This window comes from Devosia sp., assembly GCF_017307565.1.
Classification (GTDB): Bacteria; Pseudomonadota; Alphaproteobacteria; order Rhizobiales; family Devosiaceae; genus Devosia.
Genome location: NZ_JAFKHD010000321.1, coordinates 1 through 23,969 on the forward strand (window position 1 = coordinate 1; position 23,969 = coordinate 23,969).

Here is a 23,969-nt window from a genome sequence, read left to right on the forward strand (position 1 = left end):
GCCGTTGCTGCTATTTTAGAGGAAGATGAAGCTCAACGACCACGTCGTGAGCTTGTGTCCCGGCTATCGGTACCAACTTGCGCTCGACATAGGCGGGGAAGTCGCGAGCTTCTTCACCGCTTTGCGGTAGCCACTCCCGGTATAGGAAGATCCATGCCGGCTCAAGGTTGTTGGTTTGACCCGGGTAGCGCAGCGTTGCACAACGTCCTCCGGGAATGGCGGCAGGCTGCATAGGTGCATCGTCAGGCTCCACCGGCTGGTCGGTCGCAACACAAATGTCCATGCTGTAGTCGTTCGGGTCTTCCGGCTCCCGCTCAGACCTGAATATCATGAAGCTGGATCGCCCGGTCTCAGGGCCTAGATCGTGGGCCTTGCACCACGCCCTGAAGCGTTCGAAGGTTTTTGGTAGCGTGTCTCGATCACCCCTGTGTTGAAGAAGAACCACCGGCGTAGGTGGCACGTCACGGATGGTGATGTCGTCGTAGTCGAATGTGATTTTCATCAGCGTGTTTCTCGCATTGTCCAAAGGGCCAAAAGCTGAGAGCCACGCGCTCCAGTCTGGAGATTTCCGAAACGAGGAGGGCGACTGCATCAGTCTTTGCCGAAAGGCTCGGGCAAATGCATCGGGCGCCTCGTAACCAGCATCCATCGCAATATCCGTGACGCTTCGTGCTTCGTCCCAGGCAAGCGCGTGCGCCGCCCTCTTCAAGCGGGCAAGCTGGACGTATCGATAGACTGGGACATCGAATAAGGCGGCGAACTGGCGATGGAAGTGGAATTTGGAAAACGCTGCAATCTCGCTCAGGGTTTGAACATCCAGCTCGTCGTCGAGATGGGCGTCGATATAGTCGAGTACCCGCAGTAGGCGAGCTTGATAGTTTTCGAGAGCAGTCGTCATGGCTTTCCTCTTGGCAGCCTTATCTGGACGACATATGCGCCCTGGCGCTCGACCGATCTTGCTGTTCTACCAAAGCCTGGTCAAAAGGCGGCTCCTGAGAGGTCGTATTGCCCAACTTCCGCAACGGGGTCCCAACCGGACGGGAGAAGAACATATGGATCGCCCCGGCCTTTGAGACTCGGTTCGTCACCTCAAGGGGAGCGAATAGTGTCCTTCGGTTGGTATCTCGAGGCTGCCCCAGGTCTTGTCCCAAAGCTGGCTGCTCTCGATGTCGACAAAGACATCCTCGTGGCCGTACCGAAGTGCCCAGCGATCGGCTGTGCGCAACGCCTGCTCGACGCGGAATGGTCCTTCGTGAAATTCAGGAAGATCCTGATACTCAGGAATGCCGACGATGCCGCGTGTCACGCCATCTTCACCGGTTCGGATGACGACCACCAGTGCGAACGGCAAGAGTTCATCCACCAGCAAAACATAGTTGGCCTTCGGAATGCGCCGGGGTTCCGGTTCCGCCGGCTTCCAATCGGCGGGCCGGCCTCGGCTAAGCCGCAAGTTCAGCGCATCGATCTCCGCTTGAGCGTTGTCCTCAATGAGCCCCATAGGGGACGACCTCTTCCATCTCCTCATAGGCTTTGATGCTGGGATCGTCCGGCTTCATGTCGGCGAATGTCGCCAGCGTGCCCGCCAGCTCCCAGGCGTCTTCCTGGGACAACTCGGTGTCGCACCGCATATCGTCCCGCGTGACCATCGTCAGCACAGCTTTCATCGGGTCTTTGCTGACCACTGTGATGGTGAAAGCCTTCAGCCGTTTAGCCGTTTCGGCCGGATGCTGATCGTACAATGTGATGTCGAAATCCTCGGCCATCATTGTTCTCCTGTTGACTCTGGGGCTCGTCAAGGACGAGAACATAATGAGAACAAATGCGACCAAGAGTCAACGATGGACGTGCCGGCACGGCTGAAATGGCGGAAGGAAAAAGACCGGTACGCTGCCTATCCCACGGCCACCGATCGCCAGGAACGGTACGCCGCGGTGCGCCTCTACAACGCAGGTTGGAACACTGATCGGACGCCGCATGTGCGCTTCGAGAGCTGGAGTTGGGTGGTCAGGTGGGAAGGATGGTTTCTTGAGACCGGCTACTGGGACAGCAAGCAGGGCGCGGCCGACAAGGCGACTGAAGCTTGGTGGCGGTGTGTCCAGTCAGATATCCCACGCGACGTGGACATGGAGGTTGCAATGATCGTGGCGCGCGCCTTGGTCATGCCGGTGCCGAATAGCCTTTTTTCCGAAGACGCCAAGTTCTTGCAGAAGGTCAATTGGCATTTGCACGAAGTGTACCGGGCAGAGATTGCCGCGGGTGTGCCGGCGCTCAAGAACATGAGCGAGCAGCTATCTGCTGAGCTATTTCGCAGGCGCGAGGCCGGAGAGTACAAAGAGCCAGAGCCTTACCAGTCGAGCCCCACGTTTCGGCGCCGGCGGCGGCGCTAAAACGAGTTGATCAGCGGCGTCCTGGCGGTAGCTTAAACGGTCGGCGGATCGAACTTCTTGCCGACCGAGACAATCTTGAGCGTTCCGTTGGGTAGCGGGCGCTGTAGGGAGATCACCTCTTCCTTCGGAGCGGTAAGCCACATTTCAATCTCTGCCTGGGTCGTGAGAATGACCGGCATGGCCTTCATGTGGATCGAGCCGACAACGTCGTTGGGCTCGCAGGTTAGGAAGCCAAAAAGCTCCATGTCCTTCTCGATGCCCGTCTTCACCTTCCGGACGCCTTCCCATCCTCCAACCCATATGCCGGCGAAGAATGCCAAGGGCCGGCTGTGATCGAAGGCAAACCACGTGTCGCCCTTCTTCTTGCCGTCCTCAGAGGTGTTGTCGAACTCGGAGAAGGACGTGAAGGGTACGACGCAGCGGTTCTCCACGCCCATCCAACGGTTCCAGTGCGCGTTCCATTTGCCAGCCGCCGTCTTGATGTTCCTGACATTGGTAGTGCCGCTGTCCGGCTCCATCTTCAGCAACGTCTCGAAGTCGACGGGCTTTCCCTTCTCTCGAAGCTTGTCGGCGCGCTTGGCGGCGGCGTCGTATAGCGCCTTCTGGCTCGATGGCAGGCCCCAGCGTACCTTCGCCAGTTCACGGCCATCCGGAGTGTTGCGAACGATCGGCGCTTCATAGTCAGGGAAGATGCCCGTCTGCGGCTCCAAGTTGCCGATATTCGAGCTGATGCGCTTGATGTCCATCACCAGTTGGGTGATCGCGGTGTGGTTTGATGTGTGGCTATAGAGGTTGCACATGGTCGGGCTCCGGCGGTGCTGCGATCATGTCAGCATCGTCCTTCCGATTCCACCAAAGACCATCGTCTTTATATTAGCTTCAGCCCGCGCATCGAGACGTGCCCGGCACGGCCAACGATGATGTGGTCATGAAGGGTGATGCCCATCTGCTTGGTGATCTCGGCGATTTCGCGTGTCATCCGCACATCGGCCGCAGACGGCGAGGGATCGCCCGCTGGGTGGTTGTGGACAAGGATCAGGGCGCAAGCGGAAAGCTCCAGTGTGCGACGGATCACCTCCCGCGGATACAGTGGAGTATGGTCCACCGTGCCCACCTGCTGCACCTCGTCGGCGATCAGCCTGTTCTTCTTGTCGAGGAAGAGAATGCGGAACTGCTCGACGCTTTCATAGGCCATGGTGGCGCGGCAGTACTCGAGAAGGGCCGACCAAGAGCAGAGGATGGGCCGTTCGTCGACCAAATTGTCCTTTGCTATGCACTGGGCAGTCTGAAGTATCAACGCGAGCTGCGCGGCAGTTCTTCGACCTACTCCTTTAACCTCCTCGATCAACCGTCGCGGTGCGGCCAGCACCTGAGGTAGCGAGCCAAATTTGCCAATAAGGGCCCGAGCGCATTGCCTGCCTCTCCGTATCCCCAGTGACGGCCGCAACAGGCCGGCTAGCATCCGCTCCTGGGCCTCTTTGTCCCAAACTGAGGTGGGGTTCAAAACGACCCAACCCGTTGACGCGTCCGAAAGTCCTCTCCGTTCAGGCATGTTAGGCCGCCTTGTCCGGTGCTGCGAGGGACAGCAGTGGGGCGCCGACTTTACCCCAACGGCGGGCGCCAGCCAGCGCCACCTGACTGACATCAAAGTACGCCGGCAGCCAGGCCTCTCCTCCAATATCGATCGGAGCGCCGTGAATGTGCACGGTCCAGCCCATGCGCTTCCAAATGGCCAACCACTTGGTGTCCTGTATGCCGCCGACCTGGCGGTAGCCCATCGCTAGGCAGTACTCCATGACCGCGGCGCAGCACTGGGCCTTCAGCGTAAGCCCGCCGCCTTCACGCCGGTGAGCCACAACAAATCCACGCGTCCATTCCACAATCGCCGGATCTCGCGGCATGGGAATGAGGTCGCAACTGTCAGGGAAGGCCTCGCTGAGCAGGTGAGGCAGATGCGTCGGCACCAGCCGCGAGCCCGCCACGAACTCGTCGCCATCCATCACGACAAGGTATGCTGCGGCTGATGTGTCGAACGGGTCGATTTCCAGACCATCATCTGACCGGGGAACCCAACCGAGCTCCTCGGCATAGACCGCGTGCCTTGCCCGGAAAAAGGCGTCGAGCTCGGGTTGAAAGTCGTGTTCATTCTCACGAGTGACGAAGTTGAACTGCATGTCTACCCCCATTGCTGATGGGGGTGACGGTGCAATTAACTAAGCATTCATTCTATTGTGGAAGTCCACAGTATACACTAGTTCGATCTAGAAAATCGTCTTTGATAACAACAGTTTGTCAGCGCAAAGCTAAAGTATAATTTGTCTGGAAATCAGTGCCCTGGCAACCGCATGAGCAGTCGTGGTGGCGTTCAATTTCGCTCTCGCCCGGGCTAAGTGTTCCTCCACCGTTCGCTGGGAGACAGACAAGATATCGCTCGCGTCGGAATTGTTCTTCCCGTTGGCTATCCAGCGCAAGACTTCGCGTTCTCGCTCAGTGAGACGGCCGAATAGCGATGGCTTTTCTTCACTCAACTCTACCGCTCGAAGCTCGGCATGGATGCAAACTTGATGGAGCATCGCCATTGATAGGGCGTCGAGGTCGACGCGCTGATCCGCCGCAAGAGAGACAACAGCCTGCACGCTGCTGGGGTCGCCCATAGGGAAGCCGATGCCGTCCACCAGCCCGATCGATCTCGCCTCTGACGCGATCCTGCTCGCCATGCGGGTTCGCGGTACCGCGGCCCTTGCTTCCTTCCACGAGAAGGGGCGGGCCTGGGTGAGTGAGGAGAGGCTTACCGGATCGTGCCAAAAATAGGCGCCCTCTCGGTACCGGTCGAGCCATTCTCTCGGCCAGGAGTGTGCAATTACATAGGGCTCTGCGTCCTCGCCGATTGCTGGCAGTCGCGTCATCATGAAGTAGTTGAAGCCAAACAACTTCAGTGTCTTACCAAAGTCGTCGATCAGTGTTCGTAGATTGGAATGTTGTCGACAGCGCTCGATAAATGCCACTGATACGTCGACCAGTTCCCCCACAATCGCCCCCCGGTGTCATGCTGGCCGTATTTTACCTGATGGTAAAAAATGCAGCAAGCTACAAAATATGACAATTTGAGAAAGAAAATAATTCTGCTGGCAATGTGCTTGATTTGAGTTTTTTTATAAAACTTAAAGGTGTGGCTATACCTTTGTTAGTTGAAGTGTTGCAATAATCGGCCAAAACTGAAATGAGTTGGCCTGTGAATGATTGGTGATTTTCGGTATTTGACCGACCCTGGGTCGGAAGATGTCGTCGTTAAGTTGTACTGGGAGAACGAGGAACGGATGGGGCGAATTATTGTGCCTGACGCTGTTCAAACGACGATACGAGAGCGGCAAATGCCTGAGGCCGCTGACTTTCCAATAATATTCGCCATCGGTTACGGCGTACTGATTGCGGGTGAGACCCGGCGCCCGCTTTGCTTGACGGGGGATCGTACTGCCTGGGACGATGAGTGGGGGCGCCTCGTCGAGCGCGAGGCCCGCTTAAAACCCCACTAGGGCAACTAGTCGCCGCCGGCAGCAGCGCGCGTTTTCCTGAGTTCCGCTAGCAACTCCAGCACCGTCTCTTCCTTCTCAGGTATGAATTCCTCACTGCGCCTGTGAAACGGCACTGCTCGCAGCTCAGCGAGCTTCGCTTCAAGCGCAGCAATTCTCTTATCTTTACCTGGATTGACGGCCGGAACGCGCAGCAGTTCTCATCTCCCCAAAAGAACGTTCGCTGGGAGGAAGTGTCCCACTTTTTTGAGGTTCGGAGAAGTGAGACGAAGGCTGCGGGATTGACGTGTGAAAACAAGCGCTGAAAAAGGCACGCGCTACCTGAAAAACGGTTAGCCAACGGTGGCAAAAAGCCTTTTTGATTCAATCCGGCAGGTTAGGGCGGTTAGCCATTGATAAGGCTATGAAATCGCACATTTAGTGCAATCCAGTCCCCTCCACCACCGGGCCCCAAAGAGGGCCCAGACATCCAGGACATAGCTCAAGAGATTGAGCGCTACTCAGCGCTGTCGCAGGCTCGTGGATGTTGCCGGCGCGTCACAACGAATCGCGCAGTCCCGTTATCAGCCCCGACGTTTGGGAGATAACCATATGAGACCGCTTACTTCTGGTGTTCTGGTTGGCGACGTGGCAACGGCGGCCCTCTCGACCAATTGCCACCCCGGGCGCCGGCCCTGATTCCAACGCGACCGTCTGGGGCTGGACCCTTGGTGCGGGCGCCGAATACGCCATTACCGATTCCGTCACCGCCGGCCTCTAATACCGCTACACCAACGACGCCGTGGGCAACTTCAGCCACACCGGCCGGTCCTCGGTGGATCTGACGGCACACACCGTCAAGGCGCGCCCGTCCCACCACTTCTAGGCATGTCTAAAAATCAGGCCGACCGCCGCAGCGGTCGGCCTATCCGCGACGCGTCAGGCGATCACGATGAAGATCGGAATGAAGAGCAGCAGCAGCGCCGAGAGCCCCAGGCGCTGAGGCAACGTAAAATCATGCGGGTTGAGCCAGCGGTTCACGGCGTAGATCGCGAAATACGACAGTGCGATGAAGACGCAGCTCCAGATGAGCGCGCGATAATCCCCCAGCGCAATGCCGATGACGATCGAAGCGCCCGCCAGCGCCCCAAGCACGCTGAACCACAGATCGACAAGCGTATTGGTCGCATAACGGAAGAACGACTGGATGGCGCTCGGAAACGAGAGGAACAGCGCCGCAACGACGAGCCAGGTGGCGCCCAGCACATAGACGGTACTCGGGCTGCCGCTGCCAACGACTGAAGCGAGACGCCCCCAATAGTCTGCCCCGAACAGCGACGCTATCCAGGCAACGATCGTCGTAACGATCATGGCGATTGCCGCCACCAGCAGAAAGAAGATCAGCGTTTTCGTGCAGCGCGTAAACAGTGCGCGCAAGTCGTTCGAGTGGGTGTCGGCCATAAGTTTCCTCCCGTTTCTGAACTGGTACGGAAGAGGATAGCACAACTGCCAGCAAGTAGCGCTAGAACCGCGCGTTGAACGGTTTCAGCGTCTCGTAGAGCGATCGGAAATGATCGAACCGCTCGTCGTAATACGCGGCTCGTCCAGCATCAGGCTCAAAAGTCCGCTCAAAGCGCACCAGTTGCCGCACCGCCGGCGCAAGCGCATCGAAGGCACCGCTGCCAACGCCTGCCAGAATTGCCGCGCCCAGCGCCGCGGCATCGGGCACCGATGTCCGTCGCAGGCTCATGCCGAGCACATCGGCGCGAATCTGGCACCAGGCGTCCGAGCGCGAGCCTCCCCCGCCAATATTGGCCACTTCAATTCGTGACCCGGTAGACCGCCCCAGCGCCTCAAAGGCCCAGCGGACGGAGAAGGCGACGCCCTCCATGACCGAGCGGGTCAGCTGCGCCGGCCCGGCGCTGGAATCGAGGCGCGCAAAGGTGCCCCGCGAGGCGCTGTCCCAGATCGGCGCGCGTTCCCCCGCCAGATGCGGCAGGAAAAGCGGAAGATTGGCGCTCGGTTCGCATGTCCCCGCCAGCGTCGAAAGCTCGGCCGGGCTGCGCCCCAGCAGAGTCGAAAGCCATGTCATGGCCGCGCCACCCGATTGGGTCGGGGCGGCGTGCATGCGGATGCCCTCATAGGGCGGAAAGAGGATGACGCCCGGCGTCGGCACCACGGTACTCGAAACCACCCCGGGAATTTCACTCGTTCCCGATTGGTACATGGCATCGCCATCAGAAACGACGCCGCAACCAAACATGCCGGCCCAGGCGTCCATCGCGCCGACCGTGACCGGCAGGCCGGCGAAGGGAATGCCCGGCGCGACGCGGCCAGCGATATGATGGAAGGGGAAAAGCGGCGGCAGCTTTTCCGCTGCGCCGGGCACCAGCGCCAACAGGTCTCCGACGTAGGCGCCATTGCTGTCGACAAGCCCCACGGCGGCCACCGGGTCGCTCGAAACCGCCCCCGTCAGTTTCAGCGCTACAAAATCCTTGGGCAACAGCACATGCCGTGTCGCTGCCCAGTTCTCTGGCTCTGTCCGCGCCACGAAGGCCATGCGGGAGAGGGCATGGCTGGCATCGATCGGCACAGGTCCGCCGAACCACGCCGTTTTCTGTTCTGGCGTTACCTGCCGGTCGAGATTGGCGGCGTCGACCGCCGCGCGGGTGTCCTGCCAGGTAATGCCGGGCCGAACGGCCTCTCCCTTGGCATCGACGAATACATGCGAATTGACCTGGGAGGTGAGGCCTATGCCGATCACCCGGGCCGGGTCGACCGCGTGTGAAAACTGCTCCAGTGCGCCGAGAACGCCATCCATCCAGTCCTGTGGCGCCTGTTCGGCCATGCCCGGAGTGGTTCTGAGGGTAGGGTGGGGGCGCACAAAGCTCGCCAATTGCGCGCCCGCGCCGTCGATCAGCGTCGCCTTGGTAGCCGTCGTTCCGACATCGATCCCGATCAGGCAGAAATCCACGCCCGTTCTCCCCCAAATCCCGCTTGCTGTCCGGCAGGCGCTCCTTATAGTGCCTTGAAGCACAAGGAAAACAACCGCCAGCTGTCCCGCTGGCGGGGATAGCAGGAGGGCTCTTTCGTGTCGCTCAATAAATCTGCCCTGGCATTTGCCGGCATTCTTCTCGCAACCACCGCCATGGGCACGGGCGCCGCGCTGGCTCAGGCCAAGGTGGCCATCGTCACCCCCTATATGGCCCAGCCGGGCACGCAGTTCTATGTGGAAGCCTTCCAGGCAGTTGCTGCCGAGAATGACTGGGACGTCAACGTGATCGACACCGCCGGCGACGTCGCCGCCGTGATCAGCCGCATCGAAGACCTCGTCGTCCAGAACGTCGATGCCATCGTCATCAACGTCGATCCGACCCAGGTCACCGCCGGCCTCCAGGCCGCCAAGGATGCCGGCATTCCCGTCTTCGGCATGGATGCCGGCGCCGATCCGCTCCTCGTCACCAACGTGACCTCCAACGGCTATGCCATGGCCGCCGAGACCTCGACCTATGTCGCCGATCGCATCAAGGGCGAAGGCAATGTCGTGATGTTCGTCTTCGACGCCTTCCCGCCGGTGCAGGTGCGCGGCGTCATCGCCGATGCCGTCTTCGGCAATTTCCCCGATATCAAGGTGCTCGACCGCGTGACGCCCGACGTCTCCGACGGCGGCATTGCTGATAGCCGCGCCAAGATGGAAGCGATCCTCGCCGCCAATCCCGAGCCGGGCAGCATCAAGGCGGTCTGGGCCGCGTGGGACCAGCCGGCCCTCGGCGTCCTGCAGGCCATTGAAGACGCCGGCCGCTCCGGCGAAGGTATCGTCATCACCGGCATCGACGCCAATCCGCAGGCCCGCGAAGCCATCGCCACCGGCGGCAATTTCGAAGCCTCCGTCGCTCAGGACTTTGCCGGCATCGGTGCTGCAACGGCCGAGGCCGTCGCCCGCGTGCTGGGCGGCGAAGAAATCCGCCAGTCGGTCACCTATGTGCCGACCAAGCTCATCACTGCGGCCAACGCCGCTGAGTAGTTGGCGTCTTGTCCGAAAACAGTTTAGGGGAGGGGCCAATCATGGCCCCTCCCGTTCCTCTTCTCTCCGCCATCTCTGTCACCAAGGCCTATGCTGGCGTTCCGGCATTGTCCGGGGCTAGCCTGGTCATTGCACCGGGCGAGATCCACGCCCTGATGGGCGAAAACGGCGCAGGCAAATCGACCCTCATCAAGATCCTCGCCGGTGTCGTCGCGCCCGATACGGCCGAGATCACCGTGAATGGCGAGCGCGTCGGCATCGACTCGACCAAGGCCGCCTACCGCCTCGGCCTCCGCTTCATCCATCAGGAGTTCAACGTCGTCCCCACGCTCTCCGTGGCGGAAAACATCTTCATGGGTCGCCGCTACCCGCGCCGCGCCGGTCTGTTCGTCGATTGGAAAGTCCTCAACCGAGAAGCCCAGCGCGCCCTCGATCGCCTCGGCATCGACCACATCGATCCCCGCCAAAATCTCGGCACACTGAGCCTCGGCGACCAGATGCTCGTCCGCATCTCCGCCGCGCTCCTCGACGACGCCAAACTCTACGTCATGGACGAGCCGACGGCGGCGCTCACCCGCGACGAAAGCGAGAGGCTTTTCCGCGTCCTGCGTGAAATCCGCGCCTCCGGCAGTTCCGTCCTCTACGTCTCGCACCGCCTCGACGAGATCATGGCCCTCTGCGACAAGGCCACCGTCCTCCGCGATGGTCGCTCGATCGACAGTGGCGCCCTGACCAACATCACCCACGACGACCTCGTCGCGCTGATGATCGGCCGCAAGGTCGAAGAGGCCTATCCCAAAGCCACGGCTGAGCCGCGCGAAACCACAGTCTTCGCCGCCGCCGGCCTAGCAACCGCTGGCCTCAATCCGGTCAGTCTCTCGTTACGCGAAGGCGAAGTGCTGGGCATTGCCGGCCTGTCAGGCTCAGGGCAGGGCGAACTCATCCGCGCCATCTTTGGCGACGCCAAAGTGACCGCCGGCACCATGACCCTGTCCAGCTCGCCGTACACGCCGTCTTCCCCCGCCTCTGCCTGGCAAAGCGGGGTCGCCTATGTCCCGCGCGAGCGCCGCGCCGAAGGCCTCGTCATGCGCCGCCCAATCTTCGAAAACATCACGTTGGCCCACCTCAAGCGCCAGAGCCGCGCCGGCACTTGGCTCGCGCCCAACCGCGAAAAGCGCCTCGCCGCCGAACTCGGGGCCAATATGCGCCTCAAGGCAGTCGGCCCGGCGCAAGACGTGCTCGAACTCAGCGGCGGCAATCAGCAGAAGGTCGTTTTCGCCAAGGCGGTTGCCGGCAATCCGCGCCTACTCCTCCTCGAAGAACCCACCCGCGGCGTCGACGTCGGCGCCAAATTCGACATCTACTCCATCGTCCGCGAACTCACCGCCAAGGGCGCCGCCGTAATCCTGGTCTCCTCCGATCTCCCAGAACTGATCGGCATCAGCGACCGCATCGCGGTCATGCGCCGGGGCGAAATCACCACCATTGTCGACGCCGCAGGTTTGCGCGAAGACGATCTCATCAATCTCTGTTACGGCCGGGCTCCCGGCATGGTTGCCTGAACATGCAGCTCTTTATTCGCCGCTACGGCACGCTGATCGGCTTCGTCGCCATCCTGGTCTTCTTCTCCGCCATGCTTCCGGGCACGTTCCCCACGGCCCGCAACTGGCTCAACATCACCCAGCAGGTCTCCATGCTCATGGTGGTGGCGGCAGGCATGACCATCGTCATGGTCATGGGCGATTTTGATCTCTCGGTCGGCTCCGCCGCCAGCCTCGCCGGCATCGTTGCGGCCCTGATGATGGCCGCCGGTCAACCTATCTGGGCCGCGGTTGCCGTAGCGCTCGTGGTCGGCCTCCTCGGCGGCGCCTTCAATGGCGCCATGGTCAGCCTCGTTGGCATCCTGCCCTTCATCGCTACGCTCGCGACGATGACCATGTTTTCCGGCCTCGCCTTCGTCGTCAGCGGTGGCAAGACCATTTCCGGCCGCGCCATCCCTGAAGATTTCGGCAATTTCGCCCGCGGCGGCATTCCGCTCGGCGAGTGGGGCGGGGTAGCCATCAGCCTGCCCAACCTCTCCATCATCGCTATCGTCGTCGTGCTGGCCGTCTGGGTGCTGCTCGAGCAGACCACCTATGGCCGTCGCCTCTATGCCATCGGCGGCAACATGGAAGCCGCCCACCTCAGCGGCATCGCCGTAAAACGCCTGCGCCTCATCGCCTTCTCGCTTACCGGCCTCGCCGCCGCCGCGGGCGGCCTCATGTATGCCAGCCGTGTTGCCTCGGCCAATCCGGTACAGGGCAGCGGCCTCATGCTCAACGCCATCGCCGCCGTCTTCCTCGGCACCACCATGAGCCGCCACGGCGAGCCACGCATCCTCGCAACCGTCGTCGGCGTCATCGTCCTCGGCGTCCTCGACAACGGCCTGACTCAGATGAGCGTCGACAGCTACGTCCGCCAGGTCCTCGTCGGCGCATTGATCCTCGTTGCCGTCGCGGCAAGCTCCCTCAGCCAGCGACGTCGCTAGTCAGCGATGCCGAACATCGGTCCAAAGCCGCCATGCCAGGAAAAGTCATTGCGCCCGAGGTCAGGCGAATAGAGCCCCACGCCGCGCCCGCCATCGAGGAATAACGCGTTGTCGCAGCCGAGCTGATCGCGGAACAAACGGGCGAATTCGTCAAAATTGACCCAATCCTCGCTGATCGCGAAGCGCACATCGCCGTCCTTGCACACACCAACACCACTGCGTCTGGTTCGGTCGGTCGAGCCGGGAATCAGCGCCGGGTGCAATGCTCCGTTGATCACGAGCATCGGCCCCGATTGCGTCGCGATCCGCGCCTCGATACCCGCCGCGAGATAATCCTCTGTGGTCAGCACACCGGCCTTGCCGTCCCGGTCCACATAGAAGACGCCATTGGGTTTTTTGAGAAAATTCGGCACCGGCCGCTTGGTGGGGTTCGCTTGGGCGGTGCTGATCCGCACCTTCTCCTTGCCGTCGGCGGCGTAAAGCCCGAGCGGCTTGAAGTTGGTGTCATACATGCCCGCGTTCATGGCAAAGCGCAGCTGCTTGCCATTGGCCGCCACGGCATCGGCAACGGCTGAAAAGGACCGATAAGGCGCGCCGTCCTGGTTGTCCCAGAACAGCCGCAGCGCCTCGGCGCTACCAGGATCGCACACCGTATAGCGCGCGCCTTCGAACGCCTCGCTGGTGCAGGTCGAGGATGCCAGTGTCGGACTGGCGGCAAAAACAGAAACGGCCCCAAACAGCAGCGAGATCGCTGCGGTGCGGAGCGAAGCAGTTAGCGTGATCATGCCGGGATTGTCGCTGCAACCGACCGCCGGCACAAGGGCGGTTGGCGTTCACACCTGGTTGTCCAGACATGACAATGCCCAAGTCCACGATGGCCCAACTGGCGCGTCACCGACAAAGACTGCGGTCAACGTAGGTCTTGTTGCCATTGCGATTGATGTAGTAGCAGCCGCCTTTTGGGCCCGTGTGGTAGGTGCGGGCGGATTTCCGCACCGCCAAAAAATGTCCTGAATACCCTTCTGGATACGCCTGAGAGGTTGCCTCGGGCCTCGACGCGGCGTGCGCCGCGGGGGACATGCATACAAACGCCACACTAACAGCGATTAGCAGCAGCGGGCGCGCCACGCCCTGCAATGACCTCCGTGGCGTGAAAGCGATGCGCGCTTGCAGTGATTGCTCGCTTGCCGGCTGTCGTTCGCGGAAATTGCTGGTGCTCGCGTGTGTCATCAAAGTTCCCCCATTTTTGAGGAAATGTGGACAAGCGAGCCGCAGGTGTCCAGTCTGATATGACGCGCAAATACCTATCGCGACAAGAAAAAATACCGAAGCTGGTGTCTGGTTCTGTTCTTTGCGACCCGCGCCAACGCTCCACAGTGGTTGGCGAGGAGCGCATGACTTAGGTTCGGGCGTCAAACTCTGCAGCGCTGCCGCGAGGGGCAACCTGAAAAAGAAAACCCCGGCCTGGGCCGGGGTTCATCGTGCTTATCGGACGAAATCGTCAATACGACGAAGCGTAACGCGGCGATTGCGCCAGTCTTCTCGTGGCGTGTTGATCAGCAAGTAGTCTTTTCCGTAGCCCACGGTCTCGAGAACACGGGAAGGGATGCCGAACTCGCTCACAAGAATGCGTTTCAACGACGCTGCGCGGCGCTCGGAAAGTCGTTGGTTTGAGGCGCGCGAGCCGACGGCATCAGTATGGCCCTCGATAAGGAAACGAGCCCCACGGCGACGATCCAGCACTTCGCTCAAGGCGTCGGCAATTTCGTAGATCTTTCGATATTCCGACCGGGGAATCGAGGCGGAGCCAAACTCGAAGTTGATTGCCTGAATGTCGATGGACGGCGCGGCCGAGCGCAGGTCAGGGCGGCTGCGGAAGTCCTGAATGGTCACTCGCTCCGCTGGAGCCATCTGCAGAGACGGTGCGGCGTCAAGCTGACGCATAATTTGATCTGCGGACGGGATGGATTGGCTCTGGGCAAACGCCATGCTCGGGGTGGCAGCGGCGACGGCGAGCCCCAACAAAAAACGGCGGCGGTCCATACGCGATCTCCTACTTGGTGTTTCGGTTGATGCGTGGACCTTGGCAGCCTCAACCTGAAGCCAGCCTGAACGAGTCAGTCAGGTAATTGCCAAAGCAAATGAGCATCGCGCCTAGCGTCCTACGAGCACAAAGACGTTCTTGTCCGGCGCCGCCATCACCGCAATATGGCCCGACTCTGTCGCGAAAGGCGTTCGAATCCACTCAATCGCCTGGTTTTGCTTCAACTGGTCATATGCAGCGTTGACGTCGCCGACATAGATCTCAACTTCGGTGAAAGTCACATCAGGATTGTTGCTCAACACCAGCTCCGAGCTGCCGGACTGGGGAAACTTCAGGCCGATCAGCATGGAGGCAACGCCGGCCGTTGATGTCCTCTCAATTCGCCATGCCTCGGCAAGCCCCAGCGACATATAGAACGACAGAGAGCCATCAATGTCGGTGGTGTGGATGCAAACGCATTCTAGTTTTTGAAACATGCTGTCTTCCTGGCTCCCTTAGTGAGGCCCATACGGAACGACGGCCTCCGGTTCTTCATAGCCTTAGTGTTGGGATCGTCCGGTTTCATGTCGGCGAATGCCTCCGGCTGCCAGCAAGCTCCCAGGCGTCCTTCTGGGACAATGCGGTGTCGCACAGCATCTCGTCCCGTTCTCCTGGTTACCTTTGGGCCCATCAAGAATGAGAACATAATGAGAACAACGGCCTTGAGGAGTCAATTCCCCAATGCCGGTGACCCCGAGCACTGGATTTGCGCACCAGGCCTTCCTCTATGCAGTGGCAAATGCAGGCATGCTGGTTAAATGCGAGTGACGGCGAGAAGCGAGAACGAGAATGTCCAACTTCCGGCAGGAAGCGTCTAACCGGTCTAAATTTTCAGGAAGCAAATCGGAGCAAAGCTCAACGATATAAACGACTAGTGCCTGGCAGGGGCTGGGGGACTCGAACCCACGACCCTCGGTTTTGGAGACCGATGCTCTACCAACTGAGCTAAACCCCTTCAGGCGAGGCAGTGTCTAATAGCAAAGCGCGCAACGTGCAAGTGGGTGATGTTAGTTCACCCACAGTTTGCTCCCAGTTACCACTTGGCAATCTCCGTGCACCAGACTTGCCGTCGACAAATTGGGGGATCTGTCATGTGCTTGGCCTGCAACTCAAAAACCTTCGCGCCGTCCCGCCGCTCCATGCTGTTGGGCGGGCTTGCCGCCATGGCAGCAGGCGCCATGCCTGCCTTTGCTCGCGAACCGGCAGTGACGCCCGACGAGGCGCTGCAGCGGCTCGTGAAAGGCAATGCGCGTTACATCGCCGGCCAGCGCGCCACGACGGACTTTTCGATTGGACGCGCGGCTCTGGCCAAGTCCCAGCATCCTTTCGCCGCCATCCTGACTTGTGCAGATTCGCGCGTAGCGCCGGAACTGGTCTTTGATCAGGGACCGGGCGATCTCTTCGTCGTTCGTGTCGCTGGAAATTTCGTCAATGACGATGGCCTGGCGAGCCTCGAATACGCCATCAATTTCCTCGAAACGCCGCTGATCATGGTTCTCGGGCATTCGAGCTGCGGCGCCGTCGATGCCGCGGTCAAAGTCGTCCGCGATGGCCTCGTCCTGCCGGGCCATTTGCCTGAAATGATTGAGCCCATCCGCCCGGCGGCCGAAACGGCTCTCGCCCAATCCCCCGCCGATCCTCTGGCAACGGCCATTTCGGCAAACATACACAATGCCGTGGCGCGACTTGAAGCCGCCGAGCCGATCCTCGCCGGTCGCGTTGGCAATAAGGGCCTTCGCATCGTCGGTGCGCACTACGATCTGGAAACGGGGCAGGTGGCTCTGCTCTAGCGAAACTACTCGGCCGCCACCGGCAGGCGTTGCTGGTGGCGCAGCTTGAGTTTGTTCAGCTGGCGTGCAGCGTGACCGAGAAGAGCGTGGCGGATGACGTCTGAACTGGCGGCGCCGATATCGGCCTTGACCTTGAGATCAAGCGTATAGTCGGTGTGCGTGCCGAGAAAGTCCTCGCCGATCCGCACGCGCACAACGCCTGCTACTCGTCCGGCTATGGCCCTGTGTGGGCCAAAATGCATAAGCTGGCAGGACTTGATGTCGAAAGACATAGAATGCCTCCCCCGGCGGGGCGCCTTTTGGTCGCAATTCGATCCAATTCCAACCTTGATTCGGAAGCAAGAGGCTTTCACAGGTTTTTTCGAAATATCCTTTATGCCTGTTGTGGGCCTGCTTGCGCCGCTCAAACCCTTCCGTGCCGTTAATGACGGTTGCATTTGCGGCAGAGATTGAATAGATACCCCCAAATCCAGCCGTGCGGGGAACCTGCGCGGCCTTTGGTTTTGCACCAAGATAACCGGAATCGACTATGGCCCGTACCAACCCGATTACCTTCTTCCAGCAGGTTCGCTCGGAAGTCTCCAAGGTCACCTGGCCGGGCCGTAACGAGGTTATCATCTCGACCATCATGGTGCTGGTCCTGGTGATCTTCGCGAGCTTGTTCTTCCTGCTCGCCGATCAGGTCATTTCGTGGCTGGTGTCTTTGATGCTTTCGATCCGCTAAGCGGATCAGGCGACTAACGAGGAGCGGCGAGGCGGCATGGCCAAGCGCTGGTACATTGTTCAGGCGTACTCGAACTTCGAGCGCAAGGTGGCTGACGCGATCAAGGAAAAGGTCGCTCAAACCAAGCTTGAGCACCTGTTTGACGACGTCATCGTGCCGACCGAGAAGGTCGTGGAGATCCGTCGCGGCCGTAAGGTCGACACGGAGCGCAAGTTCTTCCCCGGCTACGTGCTGGTGAAGATGGATTTGACGGATCAGACGTTCCATCTGATCAAGAATACGCCGAAGGTGACCGGTTTCCTGGGTGCTGATAACAAGCCCATGCCGATCTCCGAAAAGGAAGCCATGTCTATCCTGCAGCAGGTGCAGGAAGGCGTTGAGCATCCCAAGCCGTCCATCAGCTTTGAAGTTGGTGAAAGCGTTCGCGTTTCCGATGGTCCCTTCGCCAGCTTCAGCGGCGTCGTGGAAGAAGTTGACGAAGAGCGCTCCCGCCTCAAGGTGGAAGTTTCGATTTTCGGGCGTCCCACTCCGGTGGAGCTCGAATACGGTCAGGTCGAGAAAGTCTAAGAGTTTTTGGCCTCAACCCAAATTCGCGACGTTTCGCACGACGATCACGAAATTCCGGCGTAAGCCGGATAACGAGGCGCTTCGGTGCTTCGAAACCCGTGGAAGGGGATGGCGGTCGCCAAGCCGTCTATCAACCCCGCACCACGGCTCAACTGCCGGTTTCGGCACATAGAGGATAGAAAATGGCAAAGAAAATCGTTGGCTACGTAAAGCTGCAGGTTGCTGCGGGTTCCGCAACTCCCTCCCCGCCGATCGGCCCTGCTCTGGGTCAGCGCGGTCTGAACATCATGGAATTCTGCAAGGCCTTCAACGCGGCCACGCAGGAGATCGAAAAGGGTGCTCCGATTCCGGTCGTGATCACCGCTTATGCCGACAAGAGCTTCACCTTCGTGATGAAGCAGCCGCCGGTAACCTACTTCATCAAGAAGGCCGTGAACCTGAAGTCGGGCTCCAAGCTCCCGGGCAAGGAATCGGCTGGCACGATCACGACGGCTCAGCTGCGTGAAATCGCCGAGAAGAAGATGGTTGATCTCAACGCCGACAACGTCGAGGCCGCAATCTCGATGATCGCCGGCTCCGCCCGTTCCATGGGCATCCAGGTCGAGGGCTGATTTAGATGGCAAAGATCGCAAAGAAGGTCGCCGCAGGCCGCGAAGGCATCGACCGCAACAAGCTGTACACGCTCGAAGCAGCTGTGAAGCTCGTCAAGTCGAAGGCTTCGGCCAAGTTCGACGAAACCGTTGAAATCGCAATGAACCTCGGCGTTGATCCGCGTCACGCTGACCAGATGGTTCGTGGCGTTGTGTCGCTGCCCAACGGCACCGGTAAGACCGTTCGCGTCGCCGTGTTCGCCCGTGGCGCCAAGGCTGACGAAGCCAAGGCCGCCGGTGCAGACATCGTCGGCGCAGAAGACCTCCTGGAAATCATCCAGGGCGGCAAGCTCGATTTCGATCGCTGCATTGCTACCCCGGACATGATGCCGCTGGTCGGCCGTCTCGGTAAGATCCTCGGGCCGCGCAACCTGATGCCGAACCCGAAGGTTGGCACCGTGACCATGGACGTCAAGGGTGCTGTCGGTGCTGCCAAGGGCGGCGCTGTTGAATACCGCGTCGAAAAGGCTGGTATCATCCATGCCGGTATCGGCAAGGTCTCGTTCTCGGAAGAAGCACTTCTCCAGAACATCAAGGCCTTCACCGACGCTGTCGTGAAGTCCAAGCCTGCTGGCGCCAAGGGCACCTACGTCAAGAAGGTCGCCGTGTCGTCCACCATGGGCCCCGGTGTCCATGTCGAGCCGGCTTCGGCTATCTAAAGAATTCCTATTCCGGGCGGTTTCGGCCGCCCGGTGTCGCCTCTCGTGAAGAGTGGCAAAAGTCCTGTCCGAGACTGCCGGCCGACGTAAAAGTCGTTAATTCCATCCGGAGCCAGCAATAGACGGGGTGAGACACCGAAATTCTGATTTCGGTTCGAACCTAGACCAGAGGCCTTAGGGCGCTCAGTTGGCAGGCACCTAACCGTTGCCCTCCGATCCGCAAGGGGAGGGGGCAGCAATTGGCAATGGTCCCTGCATGCTTCGGCATACTGGGCCTAGTCTAGTGGAGACTAGCATGGAAAAAGCGGAAAAGCGCGAAGTCGTAGCGTCGCTCCAGGAAGCCCTCGCGGGCGCTGGGTCGATCGTCATCGCGCAGAACGTTGGTCTTTCCGTTGCTGCGTTCACTGATCTGCGCGTGCAGGTCAAGAAGGCAGGCGGCAAGGTCAAAGTCGCCAAGAACCGCCTTGCCAAGCTCGCTCTGAAGGAAACCGATGTCGCGGACATCTCGGGCCTGTTCTCTGGCCCGACCGTGATCGCCTACGCTGAAGACCCGATCGTTGCGCCGAAAATCGCAGCGGCCTTCGCCGAGAAGAACCAGAAGTTCGTCATTCTCGGTGGTGCAATGGGTCCGACGGCACTTGACGTCAATGGCGTCAAGACCCTGGCGACTCTGCCCTCGCTCGACGAACTGCGCGCCAAGCTCGCAGGTCTGGTCAAGCAGCCGGCAACCAACATCGCTTCCATTCTCGTGCAGCCGGGCGCGGGCATTGCTCGCGTTCTCAAGGCTCACGCCGAAAAGAGCGAAGCGGCATAAGCCGTTCCGACCAAAACTACCTGTTCGAACTGAAACACAATCTGGAAAGAGTAAAAAATGGCCGATCTCGCCAAGCTCGTTGATGACCTCTCTGCCCTGACCGTTCTGGAAGCTTCCGAACTGTCCAAGCTCCTCGAAGAAAAGTGGGGCGTTTCCGCTGCCGCTCCGGTTGCTGTCGCCGCTGCTGGCGGTGCTGCTCCGGCCGCTGCTGCTGAAGAAAAGACCGAATTCGACGTGATCCTCGCCTCCTTCGGCGACAACAAGATCAACGTCATCAAGGAAGTCCGCGCCATCACCGGCCTGGGTCTCGGCGAAGCCAAGGCTCTCGTTGAAGGCGCTCCGAAGGCCATCAAGGAAGGCGCTTCGAAGGCTGAAGCCGAAGACATCAAGAAGAAGCTTGAAGAAGCTGGCGCCAAGGTCGAACTCAAGTAAGTTCGCTTTAGCACTTGAAATCGGCGAGGTGGCGCTATATGTGCCATCTCGCTGTTCTGTTTTTACAGGACGTTTCGTCGGGCCGATTGGATGGGTTCCGGCGCCAATTTGCGGAAATTTATGACGAATTTGGATGTCGCAGGCACTTTGAAGCCTCTGTTGACCTCGCCTTGGGCATGGCCCGGAGCGGGGCTTTAGTCGTTTCTCACGAAGCTGTGATCGCGCCCATTGGTCCGTGGGCGAGATTGAGCGCGACATCGACTGGACTGTGACTGCGGCGTTTCCTGTCTGGAAATGCCACCAAGACTACCGGGCAAATATCCCGAGCTCCGACGGCTGATAGTCGGGTCTTTGGATATCTGCCTCCGAGACAAAAGAAATGGAGCGCATTGCCCGACGGGGCAGGGCGCGACAACCAGAAACAGGAGCTTTCATGGCTACCACGTTCAACGGCCGCCGCAAGGTACGCAAGTCCTTCGGTTCCATCCGCGAAGTCACGGAGATGCCCAACCTGATCGAAGTCCAAAAGGCTTCCTATGATCAGTTCCTCATGGTCGACGAGCCCAAGGGCGGTCGCGGTGATGAAGGGCTTCAGTCCGTCTTCCGTTCGGTTTTCCCGATCACCGACTTTTCGAACACTGCTTCGCTTGAATTCGTACGCTACGAATTCGAACAGCCCAAGTATGACATCGACGAGTGCCGTGCGCGCGATATCACCTTCGCTGCCCCGCTCAAGGTCACGCTGCGTCTGATCGTGTTCGAAGTGGACGAAGAAACTGGTGCTCGCTCCGTCAAGGACATCAAGGAGCAGGACGTCTACATGGGCGACATGCCCTTCATGACGTCGAACGGTACCTTCATCGTCAACGGCACCGAGCGCGTCATCGTTTCGCAGATGCACCGTTCGCCGGGCGTGTTCTTCGACCACGACAAGGGCAAGACCCACTCCTCGGGCAAGCTCCTGTTCGCCGGCCGCATCATCCCGTACCGCGGCTCCTGGCTCGATATCGAATTCGACGCCAAGGACATCGTGTTTGCGCGTATCGACCGTCGCCGCAAGATCCCGGTCACCTCGCTGCTCAAGGCGCTGGGTATGGACGCCGAGGAAATCCTCGCGACCTACTACAACACCCTGAACTACGAAAAGACCGACAAGGGCTGGCGCGTGCCTTACGACGCTGAGAAGTGGAAGGGCGCCAAGCCGACCCACGATCTCATTGACGCCAAGACCGGCGACGTCGTCCATGAAGGCGGCAAGAAGCTCTCGGCCCGCCAGGCCAAGAAGCTCGCCGAAGAAGGCCTGAAGCACCTGCTCGCGGTCGATGCTGACCTCTATGGCACCTACATTGCCGAGGACATCGTCAACCTCAAGACCGGTGAAATCTACGCCGAAGCCGGCGACGAGCTCGACGAGAAGCTGCTGACCAAGCTGGTCGACCTCGGCTTTGACGAGCTGCCGATCCTCGACATCGACCACATCACCGTGGGCGCTTACCTGCGCAACACGCTCGCCGTGGACAAGAACGAGACGCGTGAAGACGCTCTGTTCGACATCTACCGCGTCATGCGTCCGGGTGAGCCGCCGACCGTCGACACGGCCGAAGCCATGTTCCAGTCGCTGTTCTTCGACGCCGAACGCTACGACCTCTCGGCCGTTGGTCGCGTCAAGATGAACATGCGTCTCGAACTCGACGCTCCGGACACCATGCGCACGCTGCGCAAGGAAGACATCGTTGAAGTCGTTCGCACCCTCGTGAACCTTCGCGATGGCCGCGGCGAGATCGACGACATCGACAACCTCGGCAACCGCCGCGTTCGCTCCGTCGGCGAACTCATGGAAAACTCCTACCGCCTTGGCCTGCTCCGCATGGAACGCGCCATCAAGGAGCGCATGAGCTCGGTCGAAATCGACACGGTCATGCCGCAGGATCTGATCAACGCCAAGCCGGCTGCCGCCGCTGTGCGCGAGTTCTTTGGCTCGTCCCAGCTGTCCCAGTTCATGGACCAGACCAACCCGCTCTCCGAAATCACCCACAAGCGCCGTCTTTCGGCTCTTGGACCTGGTGGTCTCACCCGTGAGCGCGCTGGCTTCGAAGTCCGCGACGTGCACCCGACCCACTACGGCCGTATCTGCCCGATTGAAACGCCGGAAGGCCCGAACATCGGTCTGATCAACTCGCTCTCGACCTTTGCCCGCGTCAACAAGTACGGTTTCATCGAAACCCCGTACCGCAAGATCGTCGATGGCAAGGTGACCGAGGAAGTCGTCTACCTGTCCGCCATGGAAGAGGCCAAGCACTACGTTGCTCAGGCCAACGTCAAGGTGAACAAGGACGGCACGCTGACCGATGACCTCGTCATCGCTCGTCACGCTGGTGACAACGGCCTGACGCCGAAGGAAAACGTCGACCTTATGGACGTTTCCCCCAAGCAGATGGTGTCCGTCGCCGCCTCGCTGATCCCGTTCCTTGAAAACGACGACGCTAACCGCGCTCTCATGGGCTCGAACATGCAGCGTCAGGCTGTGCCGCTGCTGCGCGCCGAAGCCCCGTTCGTGGGCACCGGCATGGAGCCGGTCGTGGCCCGTGACTCCGGCGCCGCCATCGTTGCCAAGCGCAAGGGTGTGGTTGACCAGGTGGACGCGACCCGTATCGTTATTCGCGCAACGGAAGAAACCGATGCGTCGAAGTCGGGCGTCGACATCTACAACCTGATGAAGTTCCAGCGTTCGAACCAGTCGACCTGTATCAACCAGCGCCCGCTGGTCGTTGTGGGTGACCATGTCAACGCCGGCGACATCATCGCCGACGGCCCGTCGACCGAACTGGGCGATCTCGCCCTCGGCCGCAACGTGCTCGTCGCCTTCATGCCCTGGAACGGCTACAACTTCGAAGACTCCATCCTCCTGAGCGAAAAGATCGCGATGCAGGACGTCTTCACCTCGATCCACATCGAGGAATATGAAGTCATGGCCCGCGACACCAAGCTTGGTCCGGAAGAAATCACCCGCGACATTCCGAACGTTTCGGAAGAAGCGCTGAAGAACCTCGACGAAGCCGGTATCGTTCACATCGGTGCTGAAGTTCAGCCGGGCGACATCCTGGTCGGCAAGATCACCCCCAAGGGCGAAAGCCCGATGACGCCGGAAGAAAAGCTCCTCCGCGCCATCTTCGGTGAAAAGGCCTCGGACGTTCGTGACACCTCGCTCCGCGTTCCGCCGGGCGATGCTGGTACTGTCGTTGAAGTGCGCGTGTTCAACCGCCACGGCATCGACAAGGACGAGCGCGCCATGGCTATCGAGCGCGAGGAAATCGAACGCCTCGCCAAGGACCGTGACGACGAACAGTCGATCCTCGACCGTAACGTCTACGCCCGTCTCAAGGAAATGCTGTTCGGCAAGGCCGCCACGGCTGGTCCGAAGGGCTATGTCGTCGGTACCAAGCTCAATGACTCCATCTTCGAAGCGCAGCCGCGTTCGAAGTGGTGGCAGTTCGCGGTCGATGACGACAAGGTCATGACCGAGATGGAAGCTCTTCATGCTCAGTATGAAGAAAGCCGTCGTCTCCTCGAACAGCGCTTCATCGACAAGGTCGACAAGCTCCAGCGCGGTGACGAACTTCCGCCGGGCGTGATGAAGATGGTCAAGGTCTTCATCGCGACCAAGCGCAAGATCCAGCCGGGCGACAAGATGGCCGGTCGTCACGGTAACAAGGGCGTGGTCTCGCGTATCGTGCCCGTCGAAGACATGCCGTACCTCGAAGACGGTACGTCTGTTGACATCGTGCTGAACCCGCTCGGCGTGC

25 protein-coding genes and 1 tRNA gene are annotated in these 23,969 nt (G+C 60.1%); 12 read left to right on the plus strand and 14 right to left on the minus strand.

Annotated features, from left to right (window positions below):
- Positions 1-10: 10 nt before the first annotated feature.
- The 3 genes from J0I64_RS10895 to J0I64_RS10905 form a co-directional block, all read right to left on the minus strand.
- Positions 11-898 carry a GyrI-like domain-containing protein gene (locus J0I64_RS10895; RefSeq protein WP_291408034.1) on the minus strand — a complete coding sequence of 296 codons (888 nt, stop codon included), beginning with the start codon at positions 896-898 and terminating at the stop codon, positions 11-13.
- A 186-nt stretch (positions 899-1,084) separates the two neighbouring features.
- Positions 1,085-1,498: a hypothetical protein gene (locus J0I64_RS10900; RefSeq protein ID WP_291408036.1), complete on the minus strand. Its 414-nt coding sequence runs from the start codon at positions 1,496-1,498 to the stop codon at positions 1,085-1,087.
- Positions 1,485-1,763, minus strand: coding sequence for a hypothetical protein (locus J0I64_RS10905; RefSeq protein WP_291408037.1), 279 nt, complete (start codon positions 1,761-1,763; stop codon positions 1,485-1,487). Before J0I64_RS10905 ends, J0I64_RS10900 begins: the two co-directional genes overlap by 14 nt.
- 75 nt (positions 1,764-1,838) lie before the next feature.
- Between J0I64_RS10905 and J0I64_RS10910 the strand changes: the two genes are divergently transcribed.
- Positions 1,839-2,387, plus strand: a complete 549-nt coding sequence (locus J0I64_RS10910) for a hypothetical protein (protein ID WP_291408039.1) — start codon at positions 1,839-1,841, stop codon at positions 2,385-2,387.
- Between the two features lie 32 nt (positions 2,388-2,419).
- Here the strand turns inward: J0I64_RS10910 and J0I64_RS10915 are convergent, their stop codons facing one another.
- From J0I64_RS10915 to J0I64_RS10940, 6 genes are all read right to left on the minus strand, one after another.
- On the minus strand, positions 2,420-3,187 hold the full coding sequence (locus J0I64_RS10915; protein ID WP_291408041.1) for an SOS response-associated peptidase: 768 nt from the start codon (positions 3,185-3,187) through the stop codon (positions 2,420-2,422).
- 68 nt (positions 3,188-3,255) lie between these two features.
- On the minus strand, positions 3,256-4,032 hold the full coding sequence (gene radC, locus J0I64_RS10920; RefSeq protein WP_366933736.1) for a DNA repair protein RadC: 777 nt from the start codon (positions 4,030-4,032) through the stop codon (positions 3,256-3,258).
- A complete protein-coding gene (locus J0I64_RS10925; protein WP_291408043.1) occupies positions 3,941-4,561 on the minus strand; it encodes an acyl-homoserine-lactone synthase in 621 nt (206 codons plus the stop codon). Before J0I64_RS10925 ends, radC begins: the two co-directional genes overlap by 92 nt.
- A 129-nt stretch (positions 4,562-4,690) precedes the next feature.
- A complete protein-coding gene (locus J0I64_RS10930) occupies positions 4,691-5,392 on the minus strand; it encodes a LuxR family transcriptional regulator (protein WP_291408045.1) in 702 nt (233 codons plus the stop codon).
- 1,443 nt (positions 5,393-6,835) lie between these two features.
- Entirely contained in the window at positions 6,836-7,357 is a 522-nt protein-coding gene (locus J0I64_RS10935; protein ID WP_291408047.1) for a hypothetical protein, read from the minus strand.
- 61 nt (positions 7,358-7,418) lie between these two features.
- A complete protein-coding gene (locus tag J0I64_RS10940) occupies positions 7,419-8,870 on the minus strand; it encodes an FGGY-family carbohydrate kinase (RefSeq protein ID WP_291408049.1) in 1,452 nt (483 codons plus the stop codon).
- Between the two features lie 117 nt (positions 8,871-8,987).
- Between J0I64_RS10940 and J0I64_RS10945 the strand changes: the two genes are divergently transcribed.
- The 3 genes from J0I64_RS10945 to J0I64_RS10955 are packed head-to-tail and all read left to right on the plus strand — an operon-like array spanning position 8,988 to position 12,447.
- A complete protein-coding gene (locus tag J0I64_RS10945; protein ID WP_291408051.1) occupies positions 8,988-9,920 on the plus strand; it encodes a substrate-binding domain-containing protein in 933 nt (310 codons plus the stop codon).
- Between the two features lie 41 nt (positions 9,921-9,961).
- Complete coding sequence (locus J0I64_RS10950; protein WP_291408052.1) at positions 9,962-11,482, plus strand: sugar ABC transporter ATP-binding protein; 1,521 nt, start codon at positions 9,962-9,964, stop codon at positions 11,480-11,482.
- A 2-nt stretch (positions 11,483-11,484) separates the two neighbouring features.
- On the plus strand, positions 11,485-12,447 hold the full coding sequence (locus tag J0I64_RS10955; protein WP_291408053.1) for an ABC transporter permease: 963 nt from the start codon (positions 11,485-11,487) through the stop codon (positions 12,445-12,447).
- Here the strand turns inward: J0I64_RS10955 and J0I64_RS10960 are convergent.
- The 4 genes from J0I64_RS10960 to J0I64_RS10975 all read right to left on the minus strand — a co-directional run bounded on the left by J0I64_RS10960 (position 12,444) and on the right by J0I64_RS10975 (position 15,485).
- Positions 12,444-13,232 (minus strand): phosphodiester glycosidase family protein, encoded by a 789-nt coding sequence (locus J0I64_RS10960; RefSeq protein ID WP_291408055.1) that lies wholly within the window; start codon positions 13,230-13,232, stop codon positions 12,444-12,446. The two genes, J0I64_RS10955 and J0I64_RS10960, sit on opposite strands and share 4 nt — an antisense overlap.
- Before the next feature lie 700 nt (positions 13,233-13,932).
- On the minus strand, positions 13,933-14,490 hold the full coding sequence (locus tag J0I64_RS10965; protein WP_291408058.1) for an OmpA family protein: 558 nt from the start codon (positions 14,488-14,490) through the stop codon (positions 13,933-13,935).
- Between the two features lie 111 nt (positions 14,491-14,601).
- Positions 14,602-14,967 carry a hypothetical protein gene (locus J0I64_RS10970; RefSeq protein WP_291408060.1) on the minus strand — a complete coding sequence of 122 codons (366 nt, stop codon included), beginning with the start codon at positions 14,965-14,967 and terminating at the stop codon, positions 14,602-14,604.
- A 442-nt stretch (positions 14,968-15,409) separates the two neighbouring features.
- Positions 15,410-15,485 (minus strand) — tRNA-Trp (locus J0I64_RS10975).
- Between the two features lie 136 nt (positions 15,486-15,621).
- Here J0I64_RS10975 and J0I64_RS10980 point away from each other — a divergent pair.
- Positions 15,622-16,320: a carbonic anhydrase gene (locus tag J0I64_RS10980; RefSeq protein ID WP_291408062.1), complete on the plus strand. Its 699-nt coding sequence runs from the start codon at positions 15,622-15,624 to the stop codon at positions 16,318-16,320.
- Positions 16,321-16,325: 5 nt separating this feature from the next.
- Here the strand turns inward: J0I64_RS10980 and J0I64_RS10985 are convergent, their stop codons facing one another.
- Positions 16,326-16,592, minus strand: a complete 267-nt coding sequence (locus tag J0I64_RS10985) for a hypothetical protein (RefSeq protein ID WP_291408064.1) — start codon at positions 16,590-16,592, stop codon at positions 16,326-16,328.
- Positions 16,593-16,849: 257 nt separating this feature from the next.
- Here J0I64_RS10985 and secE point away from each other — a divergent pair, with 257 nt between their 5' ends.
- The 7 genes from secE to rpoB all read left to right on the plus strand — a co-directional run.
- Entirely contained in the window at positions 16,850-17,044 is a 195-nt protein-coding gene (gene secE, locus J0I64_RS10990; RefSeq protein ID WP_291408066.1) for a preprotein translocase subunit SecE, read from the plus strand.
- Between the two features lie 36 nt (positions 17,045-17,080).
- Positions 17,081-17,611, plus strand: a complete 531-nt coding sequence (gene nusG, locus J0I64_RS10995; protein ID WP_291408068.1) for a transcription termination/antitermination protein NusG — start codon at positions 17,081-17,083, stop codon at positions 17,609-17,611.
- Positions 17,612-17,793: 182 nt separating this feature from the next.
- Complete coding sequence (gene rplK, locus J0I64_RS11000) at positions 17,794-18,222, plus strand: 50S ribosomal protein L11 (RefSeq protein ID WP_291408070.1); 429 nt, start codon at positions 17,794-17,796, stop codon at positions 18,220-18,222.
- 5 nt (positions 18,223-18,227) lie between these two features.
- On the plus strand, positions 18,228-18,920 hold the full coding sequence (gene rplA, locus J0I64_RS11005; RefSeq protein WP_291408072.1) for a 50S ribosomal protein L1: 693 nt from the start codon (positions 18,228-18,230) through the stop codon (positions 18,918-18,920).
- A gap of 295 nt (positions 18,921-19,215) precedes the next feature.
- Positions 19,216-19,734 carry a 50S ribosomal protein L10 gene (rplJ, locus tag J0I64_RS11010; RefSeq protein ID WP_291408074.1) on the plus strand — a complete coding sequence of 173 codons (519 nt, stop codon included), beginning with the start codon at positions 19,216-19,218 and terminating at the stop codon, positions 19,732-19,734.
- 57 nt (positions 19,735-19,791) lie between these two features.
- Entirely contained in the window at positions 19,792-20,166 is a 375-nt protein-coding gene (gene rplL, locus J0I64_RS11015; protein WP_035080787.1) for a 50S ribosomal protein L7/L12, read from the plus strand.
- Positions 20,167-20,599: 433 nt separating this feature from the next.
- A partial coding sequence (gene rpoB, locus J0I64_RS11020; protein ID WP_291408077.1) for a DNA-directed RNA polymerase subunit beta occupies positions 20,600-23,969 on the plus strand: 3,370 nt, incomplete at its 3' end.

What these genes read in the sequence shown, in the direction of transcription:
- J0I64_RS10895 (WP_291408034.1), bottom strand. Translation starts at nt 898, where the DNA reads ATGACGACTGCTCTCGAAAACTATCAAGCTCGCCTACTGCGGGTACTC.
- J0I64_RS10900 (WP_291408036.1), bottom strand. Translation starts at nt 1,498, where the DNA reads ATGGGGCTCATTGAGGACAACGCTCAAGCGGAGATCGATGCGCTGAAC.
- J0I64_RS10905 (WP_291408037.1), bottom strand. Translation starts at nt 1,763, where the DNA reads ATGGCCGAGGATTTCGACATCACATTGTACGATCAGCATCCGGCCGAA.
- J0I64_RS10910 (WP_291408039.1), top strand. Translation starts at nt 1,839, where the DNA reads ATGGACGTGCCGGCACGGCTGAAATGGCGGAAGGAAAAAGACCGGTAC.
- J0I64_RS10915 (WP_291408041.1), bottom strand. Translation starts at nt 3,187, where the DNA reads ATGTGCAACCTCTATAGCCACACATCAAACCACACCGCGATCACCCAA.
- radC (WP_366933736.1), bottom strand. Translation starts at nt 4,032, where the DNA reads ATGTCAGTCAGGTGGCGCTGGCTGGCGCCCGCCGTTGGGGTAAAGTCG.
- J0I64_RS10925 (WP_291408043.1), bottom strand. Translation starts at nt 4,561, where the DNA reads ATGCAGTTCAACTTCGTCACTCGTGAGAATGAACACGACTTTCAACCC.
- J0I64_RS10935 (WP_291408047.1), bottom strand. Translation starts at nt 7,357, where the DNA reads ATGGCCGACACCCACTCGAACGACTTGCGCGCACTGTTTACGCGCTGC.
- J0I64_RS10950 (WP_291408052.1), top strand. Translation starts at nt 9,962, where the DNA reads ATGGCCCCTCCCGTTCCTCTTCTCTCCGCCATCTCTGTCACCAAGGCC.
- J0I64_RS10955 (WP_291408053.1), top strand. Translation starts at nt 11,485, where the DNA reads ATGCAGCTCTTTATTCGCCGCTACGGCACGCTGATCGGCTTCGTCGCC.
- J0I64_RS10960 (WP_291408055.1), bottom strand. Translation starts at nt 13,232, where the DNA reads ATGATCACGCTAACTGCTTCGCTCCGCACCGCAGCGATCTCGCTGCTG.
- J0I64_RS10965 (WP_291408058.1), bottom strand. Translation starts at nt 14,490, where the DNA reads ATGGACCGCCGCCGTTTTTTGTTGGGGCTCGCCGTCGCCGCTGCCACC.
- J0I64_RS10970 (WP_291408060.1), bottom strand. Translation starts at nt 14,967, where the DNA reads ATGTTTCAAAAACTAGAATGCGTTTGCATCCACACCACCGACATTGAT.
- J0I64_RS10980 (WP_291408062.1), top strand. Translation starts at nt 15,622, where the DNA reads ATGTGCTTGGCCTGCAACTCAAAAACCTTCGCGCCGTCCCGCCGCTCC.
- J0I64_RS10985 (WP_291408064.1), bottom strand. Translation starts at nt 16,592, where the DNA reads ATGTCTTTCGACATCAAGTCCTGCCAGCTTATGCATTTTGGCCCACAC.
- secE (WP_291408066.1), top strand. Translation starts at nt 16,850, where the DNA reads ATGGCCCGTACCAACCCGATTACCTTCTTCCAGCAGGTTCGCTCGGAA.
- nusG (WP_291408068.1), top strand. Translation starts at nt 17,081, where the DNA reads ATGGCCAAGCGCTGGTACATTGTTCAGGCGTACTCGAACTTCGAGCGC.
- rplK (WP_291408070.1), top strand. Translation starts at nt 17,794, where the DNA reads ATGGCAAAGAAAATCGTTGGCTACGTAAAGCTGCAGGTTGCTGCGGGT.
- rplA (WP_291408072.1), top strand. Translation starts at nt 18,228, where the DNA reads ATGGCAAAGATCGCAAAGAAGGTCGCCGCAGGCCGCGAAGGCATCGAC.
- rplJ (WP_291408074.1), top strand. Translation starts at nt 19,216, where the DNA reads ATGGAAAAAGCGGAAAAGCGCGAAGTCGTAGCGTCGCTCCAGGAAGCC.
- rplL (WP_035080787.1), top strand. Translation starts at nt 19,792, where the DNA reads ATGGCCGATCTCGCCAAGCTCGTTGATGACCTCTCTGCCCTGACCGTT.